General features: G+C 42.3%; 14 protein-coding genes. 4 read left to right on the forward strand and 10 right to left on the reverse strand.

The features are described from left to right. Positions 1-28: 28 nt before the first annotated feature. The 3 genes from typA to GQF63_RS07590 form a co-directional block, all read right to left on the reverse strand. Positions 29-1,834: a translational GTPase TypA gene (gene typA, locus GQF63_RS07580; protein WP_160368602.1), complete on the reverse strand. Its 1,806-nt coding sequence runs from the start codon at positions 1,832-1,834 to the stop codon at positions 29-31. A gap of 156 nt (positions 1,835-1,990) precedes the next feature. Beyond that, positions 1,991-3,181 (reverse strand): glycine C-acetyltransferase, encoded by a 1,191-nt coding sequence (gene kbl / locus GQF63_RS07585; protein ID WP_160368603.1) that lies wholly within the window; start codon positions 3,179-3,181, stop codon positions 1,991-1,993. A 132-nt stretch (positions 3,182-3,313) separates the two neighbouring features. Beyond that, on the reverse strand, positions 3,314-3,727 hold the full coding sequence (locus tag GQF63_RS07590; protein ID WP_160368604.1) for a DUF2147 domain-containing protein: 414 nt from the start codon (positions 3,725-3,727) through the stop codon (positions 3,314-3,316). A 149-nt stretch (positions 3,728-3,876) separates the two neighbouring features. Between GQF63_RS07590 and GQF63_RS07595 the strand changes: the two genes are divergently transcribed. Then, entirely contained in the window at positions 3,877-4,224 is a 348-nt protein-coding gene (locus tag GQF63_RS07595) for a phage holin family protein (RefSeq protein ID WP_160368605.1), read from the forward strand. A gap of 96 nt (positions 4,225-4,320) precedes the next feature. Here GQF63_RS07595 and GQF63_RS07600 read toward each other — a convergent pair whose 3' ends face one another. From GQF63_RS07600 to GQF63_RS07610, 3 genes are all read right to left on the reverse strand, one after another. Beyond that, positions 4,321-5,691 (reverse strand): PepSY-associated TM helix domain-containing protein, encoded by a 1,371-nt coding sequence (locus tag GQF63_RS07600; RefSeq protein WP_160368606.1) that lies wholly within the window; start codon positions 5,689-5,691, stop codon positions 4,321-4,323. 74 nt (positions 5,692-5,765) lie between these two features. After that, positions 5,766-7,043: a hypothetical protein gene (locus GQF63_RS07605; protein ID WP_160368607.1), complete on the reverse strand. Its 1,278-nt coding sequence runs from the start codon at positions 7,041-7,043 to the stop codon at positions 5,766-5,768. A gap of 6 nt (positions 7,044-7,049) precedes the next feature. Continuing rightward, on the reverse strand, positions 7,050-9,455 hold the full coding sequence (locus tag GQF63_RS07610; RefSeq protein ID WP_160368608.1) for a TonB-dependent receptor: 2,406 nt from the start codon (positions 9,453-9,455) through the stop codon (positions 7,050-7,052). Positions 9,456-9,544: 89 nt separating this feature from the next. Here GQF63_RS07610 and GQF63_RS07615 point away from each other — a divergent pair, with 89 nt between their 5' ends. Beyond that, positions 9,545-10,489 carry a helix-turn-helix transcriptional regulator gene (locus GQF63_RS07615; protein WP_160368609.1) on the forward strand — a complete coding sequence of 315 codons (945 nt, stop codon included), beginning with the start codon at positions 9,545-9,547 and terminating at the stop codon, positions 10,487-10,489. Between the two features lie 52 nt (positions 10,490-10,541). Here the strand turns inward: GQF63_RS07615 and GQF63_RS07620 are convergent, their stop codons facing one another. Next, positions 10,542-12,959, reverse strand: a complete 2,418-nt coding sequence (locus GQF63_RS07620; RefSeq protein ID WP_160368610.1) for a TonB-dependent receptor — start codon at positions 12,957-12,959, stop codon at positions 10,542-10,544. A gap of 166 nt (positions 12,960-13,125) precedes the next feature. Next, on the reverse strand, positions 13,126-15,051 hold the full coding sequence (nagB, locus tag GQF63_RS07625) for a glucosamine-6-phosphate deaminase (protein ID WP_160368611.1): 1,926 nt from the start codon (positions 15,049-15,051) through the stop codon (positions 13,126-13,128). 253 nt (positions 15,052-15,304) lie between these two features. Between nagB and GQF63_RS07630 the strand changes: the two genes are divergently transcribed. After that, positions 15,305-15,970 (forward strand): peroxiredoxin family protein, encoded by a 666-nt coding sequence (locus tag GQF63_RS07630; protein WP_160368612.1) that lies wholly within the window; start codon positions 15,305-15,307, stop codon positions 15,968-15,970. 70 nt (positions 15,971-16,040) lie between these two features. On the opposite strand, the gene GQF63_RS07635 is transcribed toward GQF63_RS07630, so the two are convergent. Further along, positions 16,041-16,862, reverse strand: coding sequence for an SMP-30/gluconolactonase/LRE family protein (locus GQF63_RS07635; RefSeq protein ID WP_160368613.1), 822 nt, complete (start codon positions 16,860-16,862; stop codon positions 16,041-16,043). 132 nt (positions 16,863-16,994) lie between these two features. Here GQF63_RS07635 and uxaC point away from each other — a divergent pair, with 132 nt between their 5' ends. Further along, entirely contained in the window at positions 16,995-18,398 is a 1,404-nt protein-coding gene (gene uxaC, locus GQF63_RS07640) for a glucuronate isomerase (protein ID WP_160368614.1), read from the forward strand. A gap of 11 nt (positions 18,399-18,409) precedes the next feature. Here uxaC and GQF63_RS07645 read toward each other — a convergent pair whose 3' ends face one another. Continuing rightward, positions 18,410-18,997, reverse strand: coding sequence for an LOG family protein (locus tag GQF63_RS07645; RefSeq protein ID WP_160368615.1), 588 nt, complete (start codon positions 18,995-18,997; stop codon positions 18,410-18,412). Positions 18,998-19,060: the final 63 nt, after the last annotated feature.

The raw sequence follows: 19,060 nt of genomic DNA on the forward strand, positions 1-19,060 counted from the left end.
GGCCTTTCGGTATGCTTAAGTTCCAATCTTATTGGAATTTCTTGGAGTTTACTTTACGCTCGTTCTCTGTTAAGTAGATCTTACGAAGACGGATACTTTGAGGCGTAACTTCGATGTACTCATCAGCTTGGATATATTCCATACACTCTTCTAGGGAGAATTTAATGGCTGGAGCAATACGTACGTTATCATCTGATCCGGAAGCACGCATATTGGTCAATTGCTTACCTTTCGTTACGTTGATGGTTAAGTCGTTATCACGGATGTGCTCACCAAGAACCTGTCCTTCATAGATATCAACACCTGGATCAACGAAGAAGCGACCACGGTCTTGTAATTTATCGATAGAATAGGCTGTTGTGCTACCTGTATCCAAAGAGATCAATACGCCGGCCATACGTCCAGGGATTGTACCTTTCCAAGGCTCGTATCCTTTTAAACGGTGCGCCATCACAGCTTCACCCGCTGTAGCCGTTAATACGTTATTACGTAATCCGATAATACCACGTGAAGGGATAGAGAATTCTAAGTGTTGCATTTCACCTTTGGTTTCCATCACTAATAACTCACCTTTACGTTGCGTTACTAATTCAATTACTTTACCAGAAACCTCAGCAGGAACATCTACTACCAATTCTTCAATAGGTTCTGATTTAACGCCGTTGATTTCTTTTACAATTACCTGCGGCTGACCTACCTGTAATTCATAACCTTCACGACGCATCGTTTCGATTAATACGGATAAGTGAAGAATACCACGACCATATACTAACCATGCATCTGGAGAATCTGTAGGAACAACGCGTAGGGCTAAGTTTTTCTCTAATTCTTTTTGTAAACGGTCGTAGATGTGGCGTGATGTCACAAATTTACCTTCTTTACCGAAGAATGGGGAGTTATTGATGGTAAACAACATGTTCATCGTTGGCTCATCAATGTGCATTACTTCTAATTGCTCTGGGTTTTCGAAGTCTGCAATGGTGTCTCCAATTTCAAAACCTTCGATACCTACTACCGCAACGATATCACCAGCTGTTACTTCCGAAACCTTCACACGGCCAAGACCTTCGAATAATTGAAGTTCTTTAACACGTGATTTCACGATTTTGCCATCGCGTTTTACTAAAGATACCGGTTGGTTTTCTTTGATTGTTCCACGCGCAACACGACCAATAGCGATACGTCCTACGAAAGTGGAGTAATCTAAAGAAGTTACCTGCATTTGTAAAGTTCCTTCGGCAATCTTAGGCGCAGGGATATGAGAGATGATAGCTTCTAAAAGCTCTGTAAAATCTTGTGCTGGTTGTTTCCAGTCGGTAGACATCCATCCTTGTTTGGAAGAACCGTATAATACCGGGAAGTCTAACTGGTCTTCTGTAGCGCCTAAGTTGAAGAATAAATCGAATACATTTTCGTATACTTCTTCTGGGCGACAGTTTTCTTTATCTACTTTATTAACAACAACAATCGGTTTAATACCTAATGCCAATGCTTTACCAGTAACGAAACGCGTTTGTGGCATTGGGCCCTCGAAAGCATCTACTAATAAAACAACACCGTCAGCCATCTTCAATACACGCTCTACCTCACCACCAAAGTCGGCGTGGCCTGGGGTATCGATAATGTTGATTTTGGTGTCTTTATATTTTACAGATACGTTTTTGGAAACGATTGTGATCCCACGCTCACGCTCCAAGTCATTGTTGTCCAGGATTAATTCTCCTGCTGTTTCGCTATCTCTGAATTGATTGGTGAAGTGAAGGATTTTGTCAACTAAGGTTGTTTTACCGTGGTCAACGTGCGCAATAATCGCGATGTTTCTGATATTCTGCATTGAGCAATAATGTGTTATATAAAAATAAGAGGTGCAAAGATAACTATTTTGCACCTCAATATTCATTATTTTTTATTAATATTTTATTAGCCTCACATTTAATTTCCATTAAATATGAAAAAATTGAGTGCTGAAACACAGCGCATAAGGTTATTTTTACTTAATAACCCCTAATTCTTTACCCACTTTTGTAAAGGCCGCAATGGCTTTGTCTAAGTGTGCAAGCTCATGTCCGGCGGAAATTTGAACACGAATACGTGCTTTTCCTTGTGGAACAACCGGATAATAGAAGCCAATAACATAGATGCCTTCATCCAACATTTTGGCAGCAAACTCCTGCGCTAATTTAGCGTCGTAAAGCATCACCGGCACAATAGGGTGGAAACCTGGCTTGATATCAAATCCGGCCTCGGTCATTTTATCACGGAAGTATTTGGTATTGTTCTCCAACTTATCTCGTAGCTCTGTGGTCTCACTCAACATATCTAATACCGCAATGGAAGCACCGGCAATGGCTGGTGCCAGGGTATTGGAGAATAAATAAGGACGAGAGCGCTGGCGCAACATCTCAATGATTTCCTTCTTACCCGAAGTAAATCCACCGGAAGCACCACCTAAGGCTTTCCCTAAGGTTCCTGTAATAATATCAACACGGTCGATTACATTGAATAACTCATGTGTTCCGCGGCCTGTTTTACCAATAAAACCAGAACAGTGCGATTCATCAATCATCACTAAAGCCTCGTACTTATCGGCAAGATCGCAGATTTTATCCAAAGGAGCTACCGAGCCATCCATGGAGAACGCGCCATCCGTTACGATGATTTTATGGCGAGCGCCTGAAGCGGCTTGTAGCTGCGCTTCAAGATCTTGCATGTCGCAGTTTTTATAGCGGAAGCGTTGCGCCTTACATAAGCGAACACCATCAATAATGGAGGCATGGTTCAACTCGTCGGAAATAATCGCATCTTCTGCGCCAAATAAGGGCTCGAAAACACCACCATTGGCATCAAAGGCCGCCGCATATAAAATGGTATCCTCGGTTCCTAAGAATTTGGCAATCTTAGCTTCCAACTCCTTATGGATATCCTGAGTACCACAGATAAAACGTACCGATGACATGCCGTAGCCGTGGCTGTCGACACTCGCTTTTGCCGCAGCAACAACCTTCGGATGGGAAGAAAGGCCTAAATAGTTATTTGCACAAAAATTAATGACTTCCTGACCAGTGCTAATCTTGATATCAGCGCCCTGTGGGGTTACAATGATGCGTTCTTCTTTAAATAAACCGGCCTCTTTAATGGCCGCCAATTCCTTCTCTAAAGCGGGCTTTAAGGTTTTGTACATAACGTTAAATTTATTTGCGATAAAGATAACCTTTTTTTAACGGTTCTATTCATGAAAACGATTGTCTGATTTTCAATTAGACCGCATCAGGCATAAAAAATGGCGGAGTGTAATCTCCGCCATCTTCGTTATTTATTGAATTCTTTTCCAGGTTTCCGATCGCCCTAAGAGACTGATACCGATGTAACCACGAATGTCTAAGGCATCATTGTTCTTTAAGGTCATCTTACAGCTGTAGGTTTTTCCAGATTTAGGATCATAGATCTCTCCCCCTTCGTAGGTATTCCCTTTCTTCGTGAAGTTGGTTAAGATCTCGAGCCCCTGAATATTGCGCTTGCGCAATGACTCGTCAGGATTCTTCGTATCCTTCTTTGCTGCATCCTTAATCCAGTACAGCTTCCCGTAGTATTTTTCTCCTTTTTTATAGATTTCTATTCTTCCCTCGCCACTCGGATTCTGCCATTTGCCCAGAATAGGATCATTACTTTGCGCAAAAACCAGCATACTGATTAAAGCCGCACAAAATGTTGTTAATAATCTTTTCATAACCACTTGTTTAAAATTGTAAGGTGAATATAGGAAAAATATCCTATGTTAGCATAATATTATTTTTGTTACCTCCTCATAGATATCGCTTAAACAATGCTTATTGGCATTAAATTTGGTGGGTTTTTAAAGATTCAAAGATTTACATTATGCGATTTATCATCAGTCTTTTAGTAACAGGTTTAGTAGTTGCTATTGCTTCATGGGTAATTCCTGGAGTAAGTGTTGCGGAATTCGGATGGGCAATATTAACTGGTTTGGTTATTGGTTTTGTCAATGCTATAGTTGGAGGTATCCTGCGCTTATTCACATTCCCTTTAAATTGGCTAACATTTGGATTAGTATCCTTCATCATTACCGTGCTTATGATTATGTTATCAGACAAAATCATGGGTACTAAATTTGAGGTTGATGGATTCTGGCCTGCCTTCTTCTTCGCCATTGCCGTTGCAGTGATTGAGATGATTTTAGGAAAAATGATGAGCGATAAAAAGTAACATGCATATAGCAAACGCAAGCACTTAAAAAATTTAAAAGGACGCCATGGGCGTCCTTTTTTATGTACTCTTTACAACTATATAGGTCTGAAATTCTTACTTCTTATTTGTTTTTTTCATCTTATTGATCCAGATCATCACACCGGTAACCGGTAAGGAAGTGGCAATCAAACAGGAGATGAAATAAAGCAATTTGCTGAATGGGCCATAAATATCACCGATATGCAAGGCCTTGATCGATGCGGATGCACGCTCATTAAAGGGTTTCTCGCGGAAGATCTCCTTTTCCAAGGGCTCGCCACTGTATTGATCCAAGGTTAGTTTATCCCCTGCTGATGGTGCAAAGAAACCAACACGGTTCTTACTAACGCTAATGGTTCCGGTACTATCCTTGGCAAAGTTAATTGTAATATCGCCATCATACGGAAGTAACTTGTTCACCGCCAAGATCGTCTCTTCCACCGTTAAGGGCTTTGCATCTCCGGCAGGAACGATAGATTCCAGTTTTGCTTTCTCTTCTTTCGGCGCATCAGGGGCCTTATAAGTTCCCCAGGTTTTCTGCCAGCCCGCACGGTACCACTCGAAAGACCAGAAGGGCCCTGTTACAGACATAAAGAACAAGATAATGCAACTATAGAAGCCTAAGGTATTATGTAAATCGTGATTTAGACGCTTCCAATTCGCTGTCCAACGGATGTTTAAGCCATTCTTCCAAGAGCGCATTTTATTCGGAAACCAGATGACAAAGCCGGTAATTACGCCCAATAGAAACAAGAGGGTCGCGGTGCCGGTAATCAGGGATCCCAATTTACGATTCTCAATCCCTTCAAAAATCGGCTCCTCAATTTCATTCAATAATAACCAACGGTGTAAACCAAACATCTTCTGCATAAAGTCTGCTATCTTTGTTTTCTCATCGCTAGGATCTCCGATCACTTGTCCGGAATACGGATTGACCGCTAATTGATTAGCGCGAGGGCCACGCCCACCGCCAGGACCTCCGGCAGCAGGACCAGGTTTCCCTGCAGGGCCTTTGGCCACTTCAGGGCTGCCTCCTTTTGGTTTTGCTTGATCAGATTCCTTCACTCCTTTCGATTCTGAAGGCTTCCCTTCTCCTCGTGCAGCAGTAGGTTTCCCTTCTGGTTTGCCCTCTTCCTTTTTGGTATACAGGATATTCGTTGGTACATCTGCCGCAAACGGAACCTTAATACCTACAATTTTCCCCTTCACTTCCGTTTTTACCTTTGCTAAAAGCTGATCGGGACTTTGCTTCTCTCCTTCCACTTTTACGTGATGATAACGAGGCTGCGCCCAAGCACGTATTTCCGTATTATAGGTATAAATTGTGCCTGTAAGACAGACGATAAAAACGACAAGTCCTGAAATCAGTCCTCCCCATAAATGGATGTCGTTCATAAATTTCCGAACCTTCATCCAGGTCGTTGTTTTCCGTTGTTTAGATGCCATTGAATTATGTTTAATGAAATGCAAAAATCAGGTGGCCCCAAAAACCACCTGATTCCAATATTTTTAGCTGTTGTTTAGAAGATACCAATCCAAGCTGTATTCGCTTTACCAACGATTTTCGCTCCTTTTTCGTAAGCTGTTGGCGACTCTGATTTATAATCGAATGCATAAATATTACCTTCACCAGAGTTCGGCGATAATGCCATGTAGAACTTACCGTTTCTAGCTACACTCCATTGGTATTGACGGAACCATAGCTTCTCAGGTAAACCTGTATATTTAGTTACTTTTTGATTGTATAAATCAATACGTGCCAAGCTATAAGCACCATCGGCCTCGGCTTGAGTTCCTTTATCTGAATCTAAATATGGAACATAGCCAATACCATTCTCGATGTAGAACCAGCCATCCGCTTTGGTGTTTGTACCGATCTTTTGGGTGAAATCAAAAGAGTAAGAATTATCGTATTCTCCATTTTTGATTCGAAGGATAAACGTATGGTGATCTTTCGTTCCTACCGTTACAATTTGGTAGATGTCACCTTTCTCATCCACGTGTTGCGTAGGCGTTCTGTATCCATTGGTAGATCCTTTTGCTCCATTAACATTGGTAGAAATAACCTTAGGATTGGTTAAGGATGGAAAATCCATAACTAACGTACGTACTTTATCGTAGGTATACGTTGTATTTGCTGCCGTATTCGGATCGTATTTAGAAACCGCAAATCCGTAGAAAACTTTATTGCCAACAACCACTGGCGCATCGTAACGGCTGATGTACAAACCTTTGTCGGCTTCATCTAATTCAATATTATGAACGATACTTTTCTCTAATACCAATCCATCGAATTTTACAATACCGAAGGTCGACTTCATCCGTGATTTCACATATTTACCATTTTCAGTCACATGTTCTACCGTACCTGTTGCATGCAACATTCCATAGTCTTTATTGACTTTGGAGAAACGTGGGTTTTTAGTCCCCATCACTTCCGAGATATCGATTCTTTTTAATTCAGCATATTGAGCTCCACCTTTATATTCAAATAGCTGCACCGTTCCGCCGCCGTAATCTAGATTCACGATATTCTTACCATCATTTACGGCATAGAATCGTGCAGTTCTAGTGGAAGGGATCGGGAAACCGGCACCTTCAAATGAAATTTGAGGAATAGACATGATATCATCAAATCCCTGCACATAGGTTTTGGAACTTCCTTCAGGATCTTCTGCGAACGCAATGTGAAATGGCTGACCATTTATTTCCTGCGGCTGCGGCGCATCGGAGGAAGAACAAGCATGAAATAATAGAGTAGAGACAGCTAATAATAATGATTTGCTGAGCGTTTTCATATATAGTTATTTTAGAATGTAAGTAATTTTCCCATAGAAAGATCGACCTGGTTTTTGCAACATCCAGTTGTCAAATAATTGGGCATTCAAGATGTTCTTGGCATCAAATCCCAGGATAATTTTATTGTTTGGAAGGCGGTACAGCAATCCAATATCATGTGCCTGTTGTACAGGAATCATGTCTTTTAAAGAAACTTGTCCGAACATTGGCCAGTCTCTTGGAAATTCATGTACATAAGCGTAGTTATAGCGGATGGAAGTGCCGCTTAATGCTTTGGCAACATCCCCTAATTCGTAGGCAATGCTCAGGTTCGCCGTCATATAAGGCTCATTGCGCAAGCGTGCTTTGTAATAGGTATCGATATTTCCGTTATAGTCGTATTTGTTGTTTTTACGGGCATTGAATAAGGAGAAGTTTCCATCAACCATCAATTGTTTATAGCGATAAAGGAGCTCCACGTCGAAACCCTTGCTCATCACATTTTCCAGGTTCTCATAGGAATAGTATTCCCCGATATTATTCTGCACCGAGCGGCGAATCATATCTTTAACATCACGCACAAACAGATTGGTATGTAGGGAAAGGTAATGCAATTCCTGAATAGGGAATGGCCCTAAACGCAATCCCAAGTTATAGTTATTACTCTTCTCTGGTACTAAGCCATAATTAGACAGTTCATTCTCCGATTCATTGCCCAACAATTCCGATTCAGATGGTAAGCGAACGGCCTTCTCTGCCGATCCCAATACCATAATCTTATCCCATAGGGCATAAGATAGCGCCAGACCATAGCCATGATCATTCGCATGATTGTTGGTTTCTTTGGCCACATATTCGGTTCTTCCCGTCTCCGGATTACGCACTGCAACAGGATCGGTCAAGCTTACCGATTGGTTGTAATACTTATAGAAAACATTCGATTTTAAGCGCTTATTGAATGCGGAAAGCTCATAGGTAAAGCCGGCAACATATTTATTCAGTTTCCGTGTATCGGTTAACTGACGTACATAATCTGCCCAGAGCTCATCCTCCGGCTTACGCTTGAAATTATCGAATAGGAAAGTCCCGATGAAACGATGATTGTTTTTGGTATAGGATAATAAGGAACGGTTGGAGATTTTATCCTCATAATTGAACAATAAGGTCTTAGCTCCGCCTTCAGCTCCCGTTAAATGCTGACCACGCTGGCTAATCTGACCTAACCAATTAAAGATATTCGCACTGGTATCAATAACCTGTCGCGTCAAATCGGAATAGTTTAGATTCACTTGCAAATCCAAGCCCTCAAGGAGTAGATTTTTCTTCTCATACTGCATGGAGTAGACTAAGGAATGTTGCTTCGAAAACCGATTTCCATACACCACTTCCATGGTGGCTCCGGTCTGATTCTCTGAAAACATATTACCGTAAAGAATGCCCAATAGGAATTGATCGGCCCATTTCTTTTTCACGAATCCAAAATCAATCTTGGTTCCATACGAACGGTAATCATCGTGAAAACGTTTTGCGCCTCCTGCTACTTTTTCTACCGCTAGGGTTTCCGGATTCGTCACATACACCTTATCTCCCCAAACCCGATAATTGTTTTTGGAGAAGTTGTAATAGCCCGATCCACGCACGGTAAACTGAGATTTTGGATGAATGTAAGCCCCATTCACGTTCCACTGATGCGTGCCGAAGGATCCCGTGGAATAGGAGGTCATTAAAGAGTTGTCCATTTGCTTTTTCAGCACCACGTTGATGACCCCACCTAATGCATCATCGGCAATTTCACTAGGAACGACGCCTTTATACACTTCCACCCGTTCAATTAAAGCGGAAGGAATACTATTTAAGGAAAAGGACTCCCCATAATTGCTGGCAGGAACTCCATCGATCATAATCTTTACAGATCGTCCGCTTAAGCCATTTAAATTATAGTGCACATGCGAGCCGAGTCCGGCATTCTGACGCAACCTTACCCCTGCTGTTCTATCCAGCAGCTCGTTGGTTTGTATGTTCCGCAAGGCTGCTTCTTTGGTTTCAATCACATTAACGGCAAAGCCTTTGGTTTCAATCGTGCGCTTTGCCGAATTGGCTGTTACACGGATTTCATCCAAACTTACCTCCCCGCGGGGATCGATATGTATATGTAAATCGTATTCCGGTTTATTTACGTCTAGGTTTAATTTCTTGTCTTTAATTTCCAAGGAGCTCACGCTGATAACCTGCTTACCATAAGGCACATCAGGCAAGAAATAGCTGCCTTTAGCATCCGACACAGATACGATGCTTGTTCCTTGTATACGAACAGTTGCTTGCTTCACCGGGGTACCATCTAAGAGGTGAACAATCCCCTTTATATTTGCCGATTGTCCAAGGCAAGAGAAGCTACATAGAAAAAACAAGGCGCAAACGTAAAAAAATTTCATTATCACAGATAAATACTTAATTTTGGTAACCATTTAGAACAAGTCTAAATAAATGTTGCTGCAAATGTAGAATTATTCTAAATAGCAAAATGACGCAATCGGAAAAAAAAGTTAAACATTCAGAAATAATAAATCTGCCTGAAAAAGAGCTCACTAGCAGTCTGCTCACTTTGGGAACGGAGATGTATTTTACCGTTTTACAAGGTCGACAACGCTTCTGTTTTCAATCGCCGGTAGAGGGCTACTTGAACATCCTCGTGGCTGAAGATGCTGCAAATGTGAGCTTACAAATCCAACAAAAATCATACGTCTTACATGCGGGGGAAAACCTCCTAAAGCTTTTGGCAAAGGCAGACAGCATCGATATCAAAAGCATTTCACCTGACAACAAAGTATTGCTATTGCTTACACCGAGTCAGAAACTGGAGTCGTTCCATACGATTTATTCCGATCAACCCGAGCGCTTTGAGCATGGCTTATTAACGAAGTCCGATCAACGCATCAGCTTGGCCGCAAACCAACTCATCGAGCTCTATGCTGCCGACTCCTTTATCAATCACTTGCGCATTCAATCGCTCCTGCTGGAAATCATCATCCATCAAATTGAAGGCTTATATGCCGAGAATGAGCATAAAGAACTTATTGAAAACAAGGGGCTGTATGATAAGATTCAGCTAGCGCGTCAACTGATCGACGAAGATCTTTCCCAGAACCATAGTATTAGCAGCTTAGCCAAAGCTGTAGGTACGAATGAACAATACTTAAAACAGCATTTTAAGAAGTTCTTCGGAAAAACGGTACAAAACTATATTACCGAAAAGAAAATGGAACATGCCAAGGCCTTAATTCTTGCCGGTAAATATCGGGTATCTGATGTTGCACGCATGACAGGCTATAAGCATTCTACCCATTTTACCACAGCCTTTAAGAAATACTTCGGTATTATCCCGAATTCCCTTCGCTATACCTTTTTGGTGGCTCATGAAGGCTTAAGGGTGCTCCCCGAAATCCTGGAAGGAATAAAAACCCTATAAATATTCCTGCATAAAAAAAGCCACCTTTTCAGGCGGCTCCTCACACATTTCATTAGAATCTATAACTTAATGTCGTTGTAAAACTTCGTGGTGGAATCGGATTCACACTGTAATTCTCGTGCACATAGTAGTTAAAGGCATTACCGATATTGCTGATTTTCCCAAGGATGCTCCAATTCTTGTAGCCATAGCCTGCAGAGAAATCAAACGTAGTAAATGGATCTACCGGAATTAAACGGTTCAACCCATCAGCCACATTCACTTTGGTATTGTTCCATCCCGCGTTTCTTTTCCCGGTATAATAGGTTGAGAAACCTAGCTTCAAGCCTTTTACTCCCCCGTGCTGAAAGGTATAGAACAGGGAAGCATTCGCTGTATGAGCCGTTGTACCCACAGAACGAACACCTTCTACCGGACCATTATCATTGGTTTCCAAATAGCGGAAGAAGTTATAAGCATAACCACCCATAATTTCAAGTCCATCGACAATGGTTCCTGTAATATCAACTTCCAAACCATCGCTGGCTGTTTTCCCTGAGAATTCCTTCATGTTTTGGTCCTTCACGGTACCATCATCCTCCACAATTACTTGCGCAAAACGATCATTCACGATACGGTACCAGGTTACATTTGCCGTTAAGCGACCATCGAAAAACTCATTCTTTAAGCCAGCTTCGTAATGGTTGATGATGGAAGGTCCCATAGGCACAAAATCACGGTCATAGCCACTGTTAGAAACAAAGTTATTGGCGTAACTAACATAGATTGTCGACGATTTAATCGGTTGATAAATCAATGCAAACTTCGGCGACCAGGCCCCTTCTTTCTTATCACCTAAAGGCTTTTTATCGGCTGTAAGGTTTTGAACGGTGTAGGTAGAGTCTTTTGCATAATCATACGCCTCTGCTTCTTTCATGATTTGCCGAGTATAGCGAAGGCCTACCATCACCTTAAACTGATCTGTTAGGCTTACTAAGTCCTGCGCAAATACACCATAACGGTAAATATCGGTTGTCGTTCTTAGTTTTAATTCATTACGTGGCTCATCCTCACGCGACTTATATGAATTGGGATCAAACACATTGATCACATCATAGGCCGTACTCGGTTTATCAGAACCTGGGGTGGCATAAATATTAAAAGTATGGTTTTTTGCACGTGATTCATCCACATCCGCACCTAGCAATACCTGGTGTTTAACTCCACCCGTATAAAAGCTTCCGTTTAAGTTAGCCTGTTGATTAAACGTCAATTCGTTCGATTGAATCCGATTGATGACCCTTGGTAAAGAACCATCGGCTTTCGCCTGAATACGCTCAGCACCATAATAATCACGATCATATTGTTGGTAGCTGGCATTAACATCAAGTTTCCAATCCGATGAAAATTCATGGCTAAAAGCCAATTGACCATTGCTAGAGTTTGTTTTATTATAGGCCCAAACCGTATTCAGGTAGGTGCTTCTACCAACGCGCTTATCGATTTTAGCATCAACCGATCCAATTCCAAAATCGGGAGTATAATCGCTTTTCAGGTAATCGAACATCGCATTCAAGCTCGATTTATCCGATATCTTATATAATAAGGAAGGGTTCACATAAAAGCGTTTGCTTTCCACATGATCCCGATAGCTTTCCGCATATTCCCCTGTTCCTACAATCCGGAAAGCGACTTTATCGCTGAGCGGGCCATACACATCAACCATGGGCTTATACTGATTATAACTTCCAACCCGCATTGAAACTTCGCCGCCATACTCAAATTTAGGCTTCTTGGTAACCAAGTTTACCACGGCACCACCAGAAACACCACCATACAATAAAGCAGCACTACCCTTCAATATCTCTACAGATTCTAGGGTACTCGCTTCAATGGAACCTCCATTATTCGTGCGGGCACCATTTTTAAAGATATTATTCGTCCCTAAACTATAACCACGAGCGAAGAAATTCTCATTTACGCCGCCACGGTTAGCTCCTAAAGCAACACCATTGGCATTCTTCAATACATCGCTGAGGCGATTGACTTGCTGATCACGGATTACCTGGGCATTGATAATCTGCACCGATTGCGGCAAATCGCGAATTAAAATCCCACCTTTACCAACAGCCACTTTCTTATCGTTAATGGTATGATAACCTGTCACATCCACTGAATCAATCTGTCCTTGTTGATCGTTTAAGATTAAGGCAGAAACCTGCGTTTGCAAGCCTGTAGGTTTCACTTGCACATTTCGCGATTCGTAGCCAACGGCACTTAGCAGCAAAACCACATCACCGGCTTGGTCTACATATAACTCAAAGGCACCAGTCGCATTCGTTTTAGTTGAAACGCCAGCACTGGAAATATTTACATCAGCTAATCCCTGTCCTTTCGGATTCACCACTACTCCTTTTACAGTAGTCTGTGCAGATAAGCTATGAATGGAACAAAGGGCTATTAGAAAGGTAAAAAGTTTAATGTTCTTCATTTTAATTATACTAATTCTAAATAATAGACAAAAGTATAACCTGCATTAGCATGAAAAAATAAAGAATCCGACAAAAAACTTAATAATCCGAAATACTTAAGGCAGAAGGGTTAAAAAGAAACAGGAGTTCGAATGAACTCCTGTTAATATGCTATGCTAAAAAAGCTTAGTCTTTAAACTTCCAACGTACGAAAGCTTCGATGGCTTCATAGTTGGCTAAGCCTAACTCATGGTAAAGACCGGCAGTTTCGCTGGTGCGATCCTCCGCTCTTACCCAGAACTCTCTAGGGTCATCCCCAGGGAATACAGGAAGGTCTTTTTGTGATTGGTGTTTAAAGATCGCTAAGCGCTTGCGTTTCACCTCTTGCGGCGATAAAGGCACGGCCATTTCGATTTCATGAATCGGATATTCATGCCAAGCACCACGGTATAACCATAACCAGCAGTCTTTCGTCCACTCATCGGTTTTACGTAGGCGTGAGATGGCTTCCAAGATGATGTCGAAACAAACCTTATGCGTACCATGCGGATCTGCGAAATCGCCGGCAGCAAAAATCTGATGCGGCTTCACTTGGCGCAATAGCTCCATGGTTTGCAAAATATCATCTTCAAAATCTACCTCTTTCGTGAATTTCCCACGATCGTAGAACGGTAAGTTTTGGAAATGGATATTCTCATCCGGAACCCCCACAAAGCGAGCACCCGCGATGGCTTCCCCCTTACGGATTAACCCTTTAATGGTACGGATAATCTCCGGATCTACCTGATTCGGTTTTTTAACCTTGAAGAATTCACGTGCTTCTTCGTAAATATTACGGGTCACCCCGTTATCATCATCTACCGCAACAGCAAAATCTTGAACAAACTCTAAATAACGTAATACATCATCATCCCAAACAGCCGTATTACCGGAAGTTTGGTAGGCTACATGCACATTATGCCCTTGGTCAGCCAAGCGAATAAAGGTACCACCCATAGAAATAACGTCATCATCCGGGTGTGGCGAGAACAAGATGGCATTTTTACGTGCAGGTTCTGCTCTTTCCGGACGGTTCGAGTCGTCAACATTTGGTTTACCTCCCGGCCAACCTGTAATGGTGCGTTGTAATTCGTTGAAAATACGAATATTGATGCTATACGCAGTACCTTGCTCGGTAATCAACTGAGCCATACCATTGTTGTTATAGTCATCATCCGTTAATTTTAAGATGGCTTTTTTCAAATGCAGGGATAACCATACCACTGCTTTTTTCACCAACTTATCTTCCCAGACCACATCGTGTGCTAACCAAGGAAGGTTAAAACGGGTCAATGCTGATGCCGCATCTGTATCCAAAACAAACTCGACTTTATCAGACATCTGTAAATAGGTTGCTGGAATTTCCGAAGAGATTTCGCCTTCCACTGCTTTTTTCACAATTTCAGCTTTCTTCTCATTCCACGCCATTAACACAATCTCTTTGGCTTTAAAGATGGTTCCAACACCCATCGTAATCGCTTTCGTTGGTACATTTTCCTTACCCCCGAAGTCGCGTGAAGCATCTCTACGAGTAAGGTCATCTAAGGTTACCAAGCGCGTTCCAGAGTTTGGTGCCGACCCAGGCTCATTGAAACCAATGTGACCTGTACGACCAATACCAAGGATTTGGACATCTAATCCGCCGTAGCTAGAGATTTTTTGTTCGTAAGCAATACAGAAGGCCTGTACTTCTTCCGGAGCAAGCGTTCCATCAGGAATATTAATATTCTCTTGAGGAATGTCGATCTGGTCGAACAAGTGTTTTTTCATAAAAGCTACATAGCTTTGTTCCGCATTAGGAAGCATTGGGTAGTATTCATCCAAGTTGAATGTCACTACGTTGTTAAAACTCAATCCTTCCTCTTTGTGCAAGCGTACAAGCTCTTTGTAGACTTTAATAGGAGTGGCCCCGGTAGCTAATCCGAGCACTGCCTTTTCCCCTTTTGCCTGCTTATCTAAGATGATAGCGGCAATACGTTGAGCAACTTGAATAGAAGCTTCATCTTGAGAGGGGTAAACCGAAACCGGAACTTTCTCAAAACGGGTTTCCTCTAATAAATTTAATCTTGCCATTTAAATTGAAAAATACCTTAGTGAGTAACAAATTTACTAATAAATTAGGTTGCAAGCGCAAAATTTGCAATTTCTTAACAAGAAAATTATCATTTCTTCGTTTTATTGTTCTACAATAATTCTAAAAACTGCCTATAGGGTGGTTTTAAAGCGGTTATCTTTGAGATACTGCGCTAAAAATTATTGAATTATTACATTTTTATCTCGACCTACATAGTCGATATTAAGTATATTTGAGTCTTAACTCCATGATATGAAGAAACTGCTTTGCCTATTGGCCTTACTTCCGAGCTTGCTTTTTGCGCAGCAAAAAGAAGAACTGATCGCACAGGTCAAGGCTAATCCCAAGAATATAGAAACCCTACAAACCTTGCAGCGCATCGGTGTGTACAACCCGGAATACAAGGAATTACAAGGCTTATTTAAAAAGCTGGATAAGAAAGTACGCAAAAGCACCCAAGGGAAAATCTTCGAGCGTTATTTAGATGCCTTAAAGAATACGCAGGTAGGCAAAAAAGCACCCAGCATTACCCAATTGAACTTAGCGGGCGAGCCCTATGCCCTCTCTGATTTGAAAGGTAAATATGTACTGGTAGACTTTTGGGCTTCCTGGTGCCCGCCTTGTCGAGAGGAAAACCCGAACCTGGTTAAAACCTACGCACAGTTTAAAGACAAGAACTTCGAAATCCTTGGGGTCTCCTTTGATCGGGAGTTTGCGGCTTGGGATAAGGCAATAAAAGACGATAAACTCACCTGGAAACATGTATCCGACTTGCAGGGCTGGAACAATTCCGCAGGACAGACCTACGGCGTGAAGGCTATTCCGCAGAATATCCTCATCGACCCACAGGGCATCATCATCGCCAGAAACTTACACGGCGATGCTTTAAATGCCAAGCTGGCGGAAGTACTGCAATAATCAACAGACTAAAATAGCAAAGCCGATGCGTATTGAAACGCATCGGCTTTTATTTTGGGATTATGACTTACTAATTAAGTTGATAGGCAACCACCGAATTACTATTGAACGTAGGCACATACAAAATCTTGTCTTGCTGATTATAGCCCAAATCGGCCGTATTCATTTTACCTTGTACATCCAATAATTCTTTCACTTCCCCGGTTGCAGAAATATGGTAGATTAAACCACCCCAGCAGGTAACCAAGAAGCTGCCATCACCAACAGGCTCCAGGCCATCTCCGCCTAGTTTCAAGCCTTTCGCAATAACGGTTTTATTCGCATTGGCATCAATCTTCCACAATTCCGGACCTGCCATCGCATATAAAACCCCGTCTATTACACGCAGACCATTCACATTCGGCACGTCACTCATAAATAAACGTGGTTTATTGTTCTGTAGTACATAGATCTTGCCTGCACGGGTATCTGAAACATACACCTTGCCAGCACGGTCTACGGTTACATCATTTAAGAAAACCGCATCCGGGATTTCTATCTGATTGATCACATTACCGGTGATCACATCGACAATAACCACCTCATTGATATCGGCAATATACAATTGATCCTGATACAGGGCCATGCCTTTGGGCGCATTCAAGCCTTCAACCCAGGTCGCATTTTTCATGCTTCCATCGAGGTTTAAAACGGCTACACCACCCTTACCATCCTTTTTGGTTCCCTCGCCATCAATCAACGAAACAAAAAGTTCCGACCGATCAGCAACATACAAAACCGACTCAGGTACAGGCAATTGTTCCTTAGACTCCCATAGGGTTGTCAATTTACTTTGGCTATACCCTGTCAATAAACTAAAGCCTAGCGCTATGGATAAAAAATATTTTTTCATGTATTAAATCGTTAGTTTATATCAAGTTAGAAAATAAAAATACGCAATTATCTTCGTTTTTTAATGATATTACCCTAGAAATCTGTATTTTCAATACCTACACATCCAAACGATAAACCCGATAGCACGCGTATGAAAAATTTCCTGGACGACAATTTTCTGTTAAATAGCCGCATCGCAGAAGAGCTGTATCATGACTATGCCAAAGACCTACCCATCATCGATTACCATAACCATTTACCCCCTCAAGAGCTGGCCGAAAACAAGCAATTTGAAAACCTAACCAGCATTTGGCTGCAGGGCGATCATTATAAATGGCGGGCGATGCGCGCCAATGGGGTTGATGAACAGTATATCACCGGCGGAGCCAGCGACCAAGAAAAATTCCAACATTGGGCTAAAACTGTCCCCTACACCTTACGCAACCCTTTATACCATTGGACCCATTTAGAGTTGCAACGCTATTTTGGTATCCACGACTTGCTAAGTGAAAAAACAGCCGATGCGATATACGCGGAAGCCAATGCAAAGCTGGCGCAACCCGATTATGCAGTCTACGGCTTATTGGAGAAAATGAAGGTAGAAGTTATTTGCACCACCGATGATCCAACAGACGACCTGGCCCATCACCAAGCCTACGCGGCCCAAGGCAAAAACATCCGTATGTTCCCGGCTTTCCGGCCGGATAAAGCCATGAGCCCCGAACAGGGTGATGCCTTCCTCAGCTATATCGACAAGCTACAAGCCATAACCGGGATGGAAATCCAATCCTATCAGCAGTACTTGGACGCCTTAAAAGCGAGGCACGACTTCTTTGCGGCACAAGGCTGTTGCATCTCCGATCATGGCCTAAGCCATCTCTATGCGGATGATTTTACCGAGGCGCAGGTGAAAAGCATTTTTGATAAAATCCTACGTCGCGAAGCCTTGAGCAACACAGAAATCAACGCCTTCAAATCGGCGCTACTCCAACAATTTGCAGAATGGGATTACGAAAAAGGCTGGGTACAGCAGTTCCATGTGGGGGCTTTCCGTAACACCAATACCAAAGCCATCCAAACCTTGGGAGCCGATACAGGATTTGACAGCATTGGCGACTACCGACAAGGAGAAGCCCTGGTTAAGTTTCTGAACAATTTAGACCGCCGAGATAAACTCGGCAAAACCATCCTCTACAACTTAAACCCCATGGACAATGAGCTCTTTGCTGCCATGGGCGGAAACTTCAACGACGGTAAAACCATTGGTAAGATGCAATATGGCTCTGCCTGGTGGTTCCATGACCAAAAAGACGGCATGACCAAACAAATCAATGCCCTGTCTAACATTGGCTTGATCTCCCGATTTGTGGGCATGCTAACCGACTCCAGAAGTTTTCTATCCTTCCCGCGCCATGAGTATTTCCGGCGCCTGCTATGTGATATCTTTGCAGAGGATGTGGTGAAAGGTGAATTACCAAACGACCTTCCATGGATAGGAAAAATCATTCAAGATATCTGCTATTATAATGCAAAAGCGTATTTCCCTTTTAAGTAAAAAGGGAAATACTACGACTTTTCAATATTTAACCATTTTGGCACTGGTGGCGCCTCATACTGCTCCATCTTATCGATCAAGGTATGGATATCGTCAGAAAACAACATCATCTGTTGGTTTTCTTCTTTCAATAAACCTGTATCAACCATTTCTTGGATGAAACGAATCAAATGATCGTAAAAGCCATCCACATTCAATAAGCCTACGGGCTTCTTATGCAAACCCAATTGTGCCCAGGTCACCATCTCAAACAGTTCTTCCATGGTGCCAAACCCGCCCGGAAGCGCGATAATTCCATCGCATAGGGCATTCATCTTGGCCTTCCGTTCATGCATCGTATCCACCTCAATTAATTGGGTAATGCCGGAATGCCCAATTTCTTTACTGTTTAAAAATTGTGGAATAACCCCTACCACCTGTCCACCATGCTTCATCACGCTATCCGCAACGGCGCCCATTAAGCCTACACGCCCACCGCCATAAACCAGTTGAATTTGGCGTGCTACAAAAGCTTGCCCAACCTCCTCCGCAGCTTCCATAAAACGGGTTCCAAAACCCGGGCTTGAAGCACAAAACACAACAATCTGCTTTAATTTCATGACACAATAATAGGAAATATTCACAAAAAAAGGCCACAGGTTGGGAGCCTGCGACCTTTAACT

Origin of the sequence: Sphingobacterium humi (assembly GCF_009768885.1) — a bacterium.
Classification (GTDB): Bacteria; Bacteroidota; Bacteroidia; order Sphingobacteriales; family Sphingobacteriaceae; genus Sphingobacterium; species Sphingobacterium humi.

Excerpts from the sequence above, each read along its gene's own strand:
- GQF63_RS07595 (WP_160368605.1), top strand. The coding sequence starts at position 3,877 with ATGCGATTTATCATCAGTCTTTTAGTAACAGGTTTAGTAGTTGCTATT.
- GQF63_RS07630 (WP_160368612.1), top strand. The coding sequence starts at position 15,305 with ATGAAGAAACTGCTTTGCCTATTGGCCTTACTTCCGAGCTTGCTTTTT.
- GQF63_RS07590 (WP_160368604.1), bottom strand. The coding sequence starts at position 3,727 with ATGAAAAGATTATTAACAACATTTTGTGCGGCTTTAATCAGTATGCTG.
- GQF63_RS07635 (WP_160368613.1), bottom strand. The coding sequence starts at position 16,862 with ATGAAAAAATATTTTTTATCCATAGCGCTAGGCTTTAGTTTATTGACA.
- GQF63_RS07610 (WP_160368608.1), bottom strand. The coding sequence starts at position 9,455 with ATGAAATTTTTTTACGTTTGCGCCTTGTTTTTTCTATGTAGCTTCTCT.
- GQF63_RS07620 (WP_160368610.1), bottom strand. The coding sequence starts at position 12,959 with ATGAAGAACATTAAACTTTTTACCTTTCTAATAGCCCTTTGTTCCATT.
- GQF63_RS07605 (WP_160368607.1), bottom strand. The coding sequence starts at position 7,043 with ATGAAAACGCTCAGCAAATCATTATTATTAGCTGTCTCTACTCTATTA.
- nagB (WP_160368611.1), bottom strand. The coding sequence starts at position 15,051 with ATGGCAAGATTAAATTTATTAGAGGAAACCCGTTTTGAGAAAGTTCCG.
- GQF63_RS07600 (WP_160368606.1), bottom strand. The coding sequence starts at position 5,691 with ATGGCATCTAAACAACGGAAAACAACGACCTGGATGAAGGTTCGGAAA.
- kbl (WP_160368603.1), bottom strand. The coding sequence starts at position 3,181 with ATGTACAAAACCTTAAAGCCCGCTTTAGAGAAGGAATTGGCGGCCATT.
- typA (WP_160368602.1), bottom strand. The coding sequence starts at position 1,834 with ATGCAGAATATCAGAAACATCGCGATTATTGCGCACGTTGACCACGGT.
- GQF63_RS07615 (WP_160368609.1), top strand. The coding sequence starts at position 9,545 with ATGACGCAATCGGAAAAAAAAGTTAAACATTCAGAAATAATAAATCTG.
- GQF63_RS07645 (WP_160368615.1), bottom strand. The coding sequence starts at position 18,997 with ATGAAATTAAAGCAGATTGTTGTGTTTTGTGCTTCAAGCCCGGGTTTT.
- uxaC (WP_160368614.1), top strand. The coding sequence starts at position 16,995 with ATGAAAAATTTCCTGGACGACAATTTTCTGTTAAATAGCCGCATCGCA.